This window comes from Microcoleus sp. B7-D4 (genome assembly GCF_036705125.1).
GTDB lineage: Bacteria > Cyanobacteriota > Cyanobacteriia > Cyanobacteriales > Microcoleaceae > Microcoleus.
Map to the genome: position 1 here is coordinate 39715 of NZ_JAUBTT010000069.1, position 9096 is coordinate 48810.

Annotated in this window: 6 protein-coding genes; 3 read left to right on the top strand and 3 right to left on the bottom strand. The window is 50.3% G+C overall.

Annotated elements, in window-relative coordinates; genetic code table 11:
- The first annotated feature begins 81 nt into the window (after positions 1-81).
- Entirely contained in the window at positions 82-441 is a 360-nt protein-coding gene (locus QUB12_RS25175) for an NIL domain-containing protein (protein ID WP_333144179.1), read from the top strand.
- A 993-nt stretch (positions 442-1434) separates the two neighbouring features.
- Positions 1435-6789, top strand: coding sequence for an SdrD B-like domain-containing protein (locus QUB12_RS25180; RefSeq protein ID WP_333144178.1), 5355 nt, complete (start codon positions 1435-1437; stop codon positions 6787-6789).
- A 145-nt stretch (positions 6790-6934) separates the two neighbouring features.
- On the opposite strand, the gene QUB12_RS25185 is transcribed toward QUB12_RS25180, so the two are convergent.
- Complete coding sequence (locus QUB12_RS25185) at positions 6935-7315, bottom strand: c-type cytochrome (protein ID WP_333144177.1); 381 nt, start codon at positions 7313-7315, stop codon at positions 6935-6937.
- A 180-nt stretch (positions 7316-7495) separates the two neighbouring features.
- Here QUB12_RS25185 and petG point away from each other — a divergent pair, with 180 nt between their 5' ends.
- Positions 7496-7615: a cytochrome b6-f complex subunit V gene (petG, locus tag QUB12_RS25190; protein WP_006632329.1), complete on the top strand. Its 120-nt coding sequence runs from the start codon at positions 7496-7498 to the stop codon at positions 7613-7615.
- A 101-nt stretch (positions 7616-7716) separates the two neighbouring features.
- Here the strand turns inward: petG and QUB12_RS25195 are convergent, their stop codons facing one another.
- The gene (locus QUB12_RS25195; RefSeq protein WP_333308934.1) at positions 7717-7974 is read right to left on the bottom strand and encodes a hypothetical protein; all 258 of its coding nucleotides are present in this window, start codon (positions 7972-7974) and stop codon (positions 7717-7719) included.
- Positions 7865-8947, bottom strand: a complete 1083-nt coding sequence (locus QUB12_RS25200) for a glycosyltransferase family 1 protein (RefSeq protein WP_333308930.1) — start codon at positions 8945-8947, stop codon at positions 7865-7867. Before QUB12_RS25200 ends, QUB12_RS25195 begins: the two co-directional genes overlap by 110 nt.
- Positions 8948-9096: the final 149 nt, after the last annotated feature.

The following is a 9096-nucleotide window of genomic DNA, read 5'->3' on the forward strand; positions in this document are numbered from 1 at the left end:
GAAGCTCGAAAATCTCACAGCGGCATATCCTACAAGATATTGGTGCAAAGTGTAAACTGAAACAAAAATTAGGAGTCCCAAATGTTAGCTAACAACACTAGCGAATCTGAATTTGAGGCGATCGACAATTTTCACAGAACCCAAGAATCAGATATTCCCCACTCTGATAGTGGTGACAGCAGACCAACTCAAACCCGCATTCGCATTCGTGTTCCTAAAGAATACCATCAGGAACCTGTGATTTCTAACCTGATTTCTGAATACGGTTTGACGGTGAATTTTAATGCCGCTTTGTTGGGTGTCAAAACTTTAGATGACGGTTGGTTTGACTTGGAACTGAACGGTACAAGTAAACAGATTGAAACGGCTCTGATGTATCTCAATGATTTAGATGTAGAAATCTGGAGCAATTCCAATAATCCCGATGAAGAAACTTGGTAATTAGTGAGTTTTGGATTCCCCAAATGGAAGAGGAGTTAATATTCTGGACGGTGACGCCAAATTTTCTTTCCTCTTCCCGGTCTCTTGAGTATAATAGTCTCCATAAATATTAGTCATGAGTCAATCGATTTTAGATTTTAGATTTTAGATTTTAGATTTTAGCATTGGCCCCACGGATAAATTCGGGGGGCAAGTTTCATCGGATGCACGTTTTTTATTTCTGGACGGATGAATCCGGGGGCTTGTATCCTAGATGCTTTAGGTGAGGATTAATCAGTCCTATCTATTCCTGTAAAAGAACTTTTTTAACTTTTGTAGTGAGGAATGCAAGTCTTCATAAAACTCAGAGGACTTGCATTCCTCACTACAAACAAATTTGAGGGCGGTTGGTCGTTAGCGAAGCCCTCGAAGAGGATCGCACATACCGATAATTCAGCAGCTAACAACTACCAAATAACACCAGCTTACAGCTAATAACCGTGACTGATGACTCTTGACTAACAAATATATAGCGGTTCTCAAGCGTGGTGAGGTATGCCCTATACCCTATGCCCTATGCCCTATGCCCTATGCCCTATGCCCATGAGTACCTCATCTTTCTGAGAAAGGTTATAGATAGCCATCAGTTAACTATTCGATTGACAATTTTTATAAAATCTGGTTTTTTCTCCATCTCTGACATATCAATAAACAGCGCGCAAGTCTTCTCCAACATTATTGTTGTACCAGCCGGAACAATATCCCCCTTTAAGACTTCTAAACAATCAAACTAACTCAGTTAGGGCAGGGGAGCATATAAAAAAGTTTTTGTCAATATTCCATTTAGGTGAAAGTTAGGTTAGGTGAAATTAGGGGCGATCCTCTTCGTTGGCGTAGCCCCCGTAGGGGCGGGCTTCGCCAACGACTCTCATCCGCGCTGGAAAAAGCTCGATCGTTGCTGCGGTTGGTTTGTGATATGAATTTGATGTGTGCGTGTACCAGGAGAATTTGAACGTGGAAATCTATAAAGAACGGAAACACCAGATAGTTTTTGCTGATTCACAAGTTAAAGATTGTGAAAGTTTAACAGAAACGCTCAATCCCGATACAGAAATTGTTATTCTCAAAGCCGATCGCGACGGCATCGAGCAAATCGCCGAAACACTTAAACAGCGGAAAAACATTGCAGCCGTCCACATTTTGTCTCACGGTGCAGCAGCCAGCTTGCAACTGGGAGCAACAGAACTAAATCTGTGCAACATTGAAAGCTACCGCAATTATTTAGAAACATGGTTTGCTTTGCCAGCAGCCGAAACAAACTCGAACTCTTCAATTACAGCTAAACCCGAAATTCTACTTTACGGTTGCAACGTCGCCGCCACAGAAGCAGGTGTGGCTTTCGTGGAAAGGCTGAGCCAGCTCACCGGGGCAAATATTGCCGCGTCCGATAACTTGACCGGGAATGCGGCACTGGGTGGAGACTGGGAACTAGAAGTAACTACGGGCAACATAGAAACACCTTTAGCATTTTCAGCAGAGGCGAGGGAAGCTTACAGTGGCGTACTGGCTGACTTGAACCAAACGACTGGCGACTTTAACGGACTGGTAAATGCCATCAATGTTGCCAACATCAACAGCGGCACTGACACGATTACTCTCACTGCCGATATTACCCTCGCAGGGCAATTGCCGAGAATTACCGACACCACCACTATTGTTGGCGGTGGTTTCAAGATCAGCGGCAATAACAACCGTGCCTTCGTAGTTGATAACACAACATTTAACATCTCAAACCTCACCATTGATGCCGCAAAAGCAGTAGGCAACGCGGGAACCACCGGTGGTGGTGGCGCTGCGGGCTTAGGTGGCGCACTTTTTATCAACAACGGTACAGTCACAGTTGACAGAGTTACTTTTTCTAATAACTCTGCCGTTGGCGGTGCAGGTGTGGCTGGGAATGGTGGCAAGGGTGGTAGCGCCGATCTGGGTACTTTATTCGGAGGTACGGCAGGGACAAATGGCAGAGATGGTCGCACCGGTCTAGATAGCACTGGCCTGGCAGGTGGAATAGGTGAAAACGGCGAAGCAGGCACTTCTGGAAATGCAGGCGGTACAGGCGGTAAAGGTGGTACTGGTGGTACTGGTGCTACTGCTGGCGGGACAAACGGTGGGGCTGGTGGCATTGGCGGCACTGGTGGTGCTGGTAGCGTTGTCGGTAGTGGCGGCGGTGGTGGAGGTGCCGGTGGCCTTGGCGGTCCTGCTGGTAGTGGGACCCAGGGTAATGGTGGCAATGGCGGTGCTGGCGGTGCTGGCGCCTTTGGTGGCGGCGGTGGTGCTGGCGGTCTACTCGGCACTGGCAACATCAATGGCACTATCGGCGCTGGCGGTATTGGCGGCTTCGGCGGCGGTGGCGGTAGTGGCAATGGTGCAAGCGCTGGAGGCACTTTTGGCGGTGCAGGTGCTATTGGCTTTGGTGGCGGCGGTGCAGGTTTAGGCGGCGCGATTTTTGTTGGCGGTGGCACTTTGACCATGACCAACAGCACCTTATATAGCAACACAGTTACTGGTGGCAATGCTGGTAATGTGGCCGCAGGTGCGGGTACAGCAGCAGGTGGCGCAATTTTTGTCAACTTAGGTGCTACCGCTACTCTGACCAATAATACGATCGCCTATAACACTTCCACAGCAGCCACAGTTGGCATACCGGCTAGTCTGATTGCTAGTGCCGGAGGAATTTACAACAACGGCGGTACAGTTACAGTCAAAAACACGATCGTTGCTGGCAACGTTGCTACTACCGACACAGATGTTACAGGGGCATTCACAGGAAATAACAACCTGATTGGGGTTCTCGGCACTAGCACGGGTTTCACAGCTCAGGCATTAGCGGTTCCTTTGGCAAATGTATTAGCTCCAGCAGCCTCTGCCGGACTCAACGGTGCAACTACCGGCCCGTTCACCCTGGCCCTAGTTGACAACAGCCCCGTCACTACCAGCAGCAACCCTGCAATTGGTGGGGGCGACCCGACAATAACGGCAGTGGGCGCTACAGCTTTTGACCAACGAGGTACTGGCTTTCCTCGAAAAATTGACAATACTCTTGTCAGCAAACCGAATATTGACATCGGTGCTTACGAGTACGGGCCCGTGGTCGTGGGTCAGAAATTCAACGACCTTAACGGGGATAGCCTGCAAGGTGCCGCGGCAACTGAACCAGGTCTAGGCGGCTGGACTATTACCGCAGGTACGAAGACTAATGTAACATCTGCCGTTGCTGCCACTCTCGGCCAATACACTCTCACGGATACTAAGGCAAATACAGCGATCGAAGAAACGTTACAAACCGATTGGGTGCAGACTTTGGCACCAACGGTGACGACTGGTACTGCTGATGTTACCGGTGCTAACTTCGGCAATTTCAAAAAAACCTCGATCGCGGGCAAAACCTACACAGACCTCAAAGGCGACGGCTTCACGTCCGATGACACCACACAAAACGAGGTCACGGTCACTTTATACAAAGACACCAACGGCGACGGCATATTCCAAGCAGCCACAGATACGATCGTGGGTGCGCCGGTACCGACTGCCGGAGCCGGAGATTACACATTCTCCGATATCGGCCCGGGCAAATATTTAATACAAGCCACGGCCCCAGCCGGCTCTAGGATCTCTTTTCCCGCTGCCGCAATTCCCGTTACCGCCCTAAGCGGTACTCCGGTCATCAACACCGCAGCGACTCCCACCAACTTCGGTATCTTCAAAAACATCACCATTAGCGGTACCAAATTCGAGGACAAAAACGGCAACGGTGCCCTAGACGCGGGAGAGGTAGCACCGCCAACTCCTTTTGATATTCAGTTAGTTAACGCCGCCACCGGTACAGTGGCACAAACCAAAACTACAGATCCCACCGGCAACTACACCTTTACCGACGTTGGACCCGGCACCTACACCCTGCGGGAAGTGCCAAAGCCTGATTGGCAACCAACTCTTGCCCCCACTGGCAGCATCACTACCAACAGTGGCGTCAACATCACCAACACCGCAGCCACTCCCACCAACTTCGGCAACTTCCAACTAGGCAAAATCAGCGGGATCAAATTTAACGACCTCAACAAAAATGGCATCCAAGATGCGCCAGCAGAACAACCCCTAGGAGGCTGGACAATCTACCTGGATGCCAACGACAGCGGCAGCCAAGATGCAGTACCAGCCGAAACAGGCACCAACGCCACCGTCACCGATGTCGCCGGCAAGTACCAGTTCACCAACTTGCCAGTCGGCACTTATACAGTGCGGGAAGTGCCACAAACAGGCTGGACGCAAACTCTACCCCCTGTCAATCCAGCTAGGCCTACTCTTCCCGGCGCGTTTACGATCGCCGTCACCAGCGGCACAGATTCCCAAAACAACAATTTCGGCAACTTCAGACCCAACTCGATTAGTGGTCTGAAGTTCAATGACCTCAACAACAACGGGGTACAAGATACCGGGGAACTAGGACTTCCCAATTGGAAATTCTTCCTCGATACAAACAACAACGGCACTCTCGACACGGGAGAAGCGAACACTGACACCGATCCCGCAGGCAACTACAAATTCCTCGACTTGCCAGCAGGTACCTACAAGGTGCGGGAAGTCTTGCAGCCTACTTGGACGCAAACTACCCCCGACCCGGCGGACATCACTGTCACCAGCGGTCAAGACATCGCTAATATCAACTTCGGCAACTTCCAGCCGGCCACTATCAGCGGTCAAAAATTCAATGACCTCAACAACAACGGCATTAAGGATGCCGGAGAATTGGGGCTAGCTAACTGGCAAATATTCCTCGACAGTATCACTCCGGATGGATTGTTTCAGCAGGGCGAACCCACTACCATCACCGATGCCACGGGCAACTACACTCTTAAGGACATACCCGCAGGTACTTTCCAGGTAAGGGAAGTCCAGCAAAACGGCTGGACGCAGACGACCCCCAACCCCGCCCCCTTTGCGGTTAAGAGTGGAGATAACATCACAGGCATTGACTTCGGTAACTTCCTGCCCCAACCGGGGGCGATCCGAGGTCTGAAGTTCCAAGACACCAACAACAATGGCACTCAGGATGCTGGAGAACCGGGTTTACCCAATTTCCAAATTCAGTTAACCAATGTCGTAGCTGGAACTGCTCCTGCTCCTGTTACTACTACCACAGACAACACTGGCAACTACCTGTTCGCCAACCTAACGCCGGGAACCTACCGCGTCAGGGAAGTCAACCAAACTGGGTTTACCCAAAGCACCCCCGAACCCGCCGACATCGCCCTAACTTCAGGCGCTATTGTCACCGGCATCAACTTCGGCAACTTCCCAGCGCCGACGCCGACTCCGACGCCGACTCCGACTCCGCCGCCAGTGCCACTGCCACCTGTACCGACGCCGACGCCTGCACCGACGCCGACGCCTGCACCTGTAACGACGCCGACGCCTGCACCTGTAACGACGCCGACACCTGCACCTGTAACGACGCCGACACCTGCACCTGTAACGACGCCGACGCCTGCACCTGTAACGACGCCGACGCCTGCACCTGTAACGACAGATTTGGTTTGCCCTGAGAACTTCCCCAGGATCGCTACTCCCAATGAGGCCGGCACTCCTTCAGCGGGTAATGTGATCAATGGCCCTAACGGCGACGATACGATCGTGGGTAGTGCCGGCAGTGACTCTATCTTCGGGTTGATCGGCAACGATTTGATCTTTGGTCGAGGGGGCGGCGACTACATCAATGGCAATATAGCCAACGATACTCTCTACGGAGGCATCGATAGCGATACTCTCTTCGGTGGCAAAGGGTTTGACCTGATTTTTGGCGATCGCGGTAACGATACGATTTATGGCAATCGTGGCAACGACTCTCTTTCTGGCGACGAAGGCAATGACGTATTGTACGGGGGCAAAGCCGATGACGTAATGTTGGGCGGCGCTGGCGACGACGTGCTAATTGGCGATCAAGGCAATGACACTCTCTGCGGTGGCCAGGGTAACAATACCTTAATTGGCGGCAGCGGCGATGATTTGCTCTTTGCTGACACCGGCGATGATTTGCTCTTTGGCGGCAGTGGCAGCGATACCCTCGTCGGCGGCATTGGCAGCAATGGCTTTGTCTTGTCAGCGGGGGGAGGAATTGACACGATTTTCAACTTCACCGCAGGAGTTGATTCGATCAAGTTGGTGGGAGGCTTGGACTTCAATCAACTGTCATTAACCGAAACTAACGGCTCGACGGCGATCGCGATCGCCAACAGCGACCAGATTTTGGCTATACTCAGGGGCGTGCAGCCGAGCCAGTTATCGGCTCAGAGTTTTAGCTTGCTGGTTTAGCCCGCAGATCAAACTCGGCAGTTAGAACCGAGCATACACTTGCCTGCTGTCCCAACACAGAGGGACTAGCGGGAAGCACAACCTCTAAGCATGGGTTTGGAGGATCTGCCAAAGAAGGGGAATGAATTCCGTTCCCCTTCTTTTGTCAAATTTGTTCGAGATACTTCAGCAAGTCGGCCATTTCTTGCGGACTCGGTTGAAACTGCGGCATTGGTGGGGTTTGCCCGCTGGTGACTTGCCGGATCAGATCGAATTCGGATTTGCGATCGGAAACTCCGTGCAAGTTGGGCCCGACTTGACTGTCTGAAACGGATATGTGACAACCCGCACAGTTCATTTGAAAGATGGCGGAACCCTGAAACGGGTTGCCCGTGAGGGATAGGACGCTTTTGACGTAAGGATCGGCGACTTGAAATTGACGTATTGTGAGCGTAGCCAAGATGATGGCAAGCAACACCGCTAGCGCAAATATAGCAAGTCGCTCGATCGGGTTTTTAATTTCATTCCTGGCAAGTTGGTTATTCAAAGGAGTTCAATTAAAAATAGTATCTACAAGAAAATTTATTTCTCATAACATAGCTTAATCGTTCGCAGCGGGGAGAGCAAGATCTAATACTCCAGGAAGGGCGCTTTTTGGAAAATTCATCTGGGTAAGTGCTGGTAATATTAAAAATAGGTTGTTAAATCTTAACGTTAAGGAGATCTCATGGTAGAACCGCTGCTTTCAGGTATTGTTCTGGGCCTAATCTTTGTTACTCTGGCGGGGCTGTTTTTTGCTGCTTATCAGCAGTACAAGCGCGGCGATCAGTTGGGTATCAATAAGTAAAAGGGGTCTACAGTCCCTAACTCAGCCTGTCAGGGGGAGGGGGAATGGGGAATTGGGCATGGGGCATGGGGCATGGGGCATGGGTCATTAAATCGGCCTACTTACTTCTTCCCTCTTCCCTCTTCCCTCTTCCTTCTTCCTTCCGTTACATCCGTTACCGAATCCGTTGCCGAACTTCCCTCTTCCTTCTTCTCGACATCCGTTACATCCGTTACATCCGTTACCGAATCCGTTGCCGAACTTCCTTCGTTAAAGATATCGATCGAGAATAGCAGCAGTTTCCAAGCCTGTTTTTTCCCAGCTAAATTGTTTTGCCCTAGCCAAACCGAGCTCCCGTAAGTGCGATCGAACTTTGGCATCGACTGCAAGCTGGTGCATAGCAGAGGCAATTTCCTCGACGCTGTAGGGGTTGACTAATAAGGCTGCACCCCCTGCCACTTCGGGCATTGAAGACAGGTTAGATGTGATGACAGGAGTGCCGCAGCCCATTGCTTCGAGCACGGGGAGGCCGAAGCCTTCCCAAAGACTGGGGAAAACCAGGGCGATCGCTTGGTTGATAACTTTGGGCAAGTCGGCTGCGGGGAGGTAATCTAGGAATTTTACTCGATCGACCAATCCCAATTCTTGAACCTGCGCCTTCAGCAGCGGTGTATAGCGTTTGTCTTCCGAACCTGCTATCCACAATTCGTATTCGGAATTATGATGCAAAGCAGCAAAGGCTGCTACAACTCGCTGCACGTTTTTATAATGATTGTGGCGGCCGATATAAAGAAAATAATTGCTTGTTGGTAAGTCTAAAAAACGGAAAAAACTGGTGTCGTATCCGGGGAAAATTGGCGTAATTAAATTAGTAGGAATCTTGCAAAAATTAGCGATATCTTTGGCAGTGGATTCTGAGTCGCAGATGACGTGTTGAGCCTGCCGCAGCACTTGGGGAATGTAATAGCGGTGGTAAGGTGTCAGAGGATCGAAGCGGCGGGGGAATCGCAGCGCTATCAAGTCATGTACTGTAATAATATAGCGGCAACCTGCAAATAGAGGAGCTTCTGGAATTGGGGAAAATAATAGGTTAGATTTTAGCTGTTTGTAAATTTTTGGGAGTTGGGTTTGTGTCCACACCAATCGGTTGATGTGTCCTTTGGTTCCTTGTTCTGGTGTTAGGTTGCCGGGGATTTGGTAGCAGTTGTTATTGGCAAATTTTTCGGCTGTTAGTAAGGTTGGGTTGAGGGATTTTAGGTGGGGAAATAGGTTTTTGGCGTAGATGGCTAAGCCGGTTGGTTTGGAAATTAGGAAGGAGAGGTTGATGAGCAGGTTGGATTGGGGATTGGGCATGGGATAATATGTAGATTGCGGTTTTTTGGTGGGATTTTTTTTTATTTAACCTGAGATATTGCACCATTCTCCATTAGCTTTTTAGGAACAGGCAAGATGCCTGTTCCACAAGAAAATTTATCTTTTGTGGAACAGGCATCTTGCCTGTT

What these genes read in the sequence shown, in the direction of transcription:
- QUB12_RS25200 (WP_333308930.1), bottom strand. Translation starts at nt 8,947, where the DNA reads ATGCCCAATCCCCAATCCAACCTGCTCATCAACCTCTCCTTCCTAATT.
- QUB12_RS25175 (WP_333144179.1), top strand. Translation starts at nt 82, where the DNA reads ATGTTAGCTAACAACACTAGCGAATCTGAATTTGAGGCGATCGACAAT.
- petG (WP_006632329.1), top strand. Translation starts at nt 7,496, where the DNA reads ATGGTAGAACCGCTGCTTTCAGGTATTGTTCTGGGCCTAATCTTTGTT.
- QUB12_RS25195 (WP_333308934.1), bottom strand. Translation starts at nt 7,974, where the DNA reads ATGCCAAAGTTCGATCGCACTTACGGGAGCTCGGTTTGGCTAGGGCAA.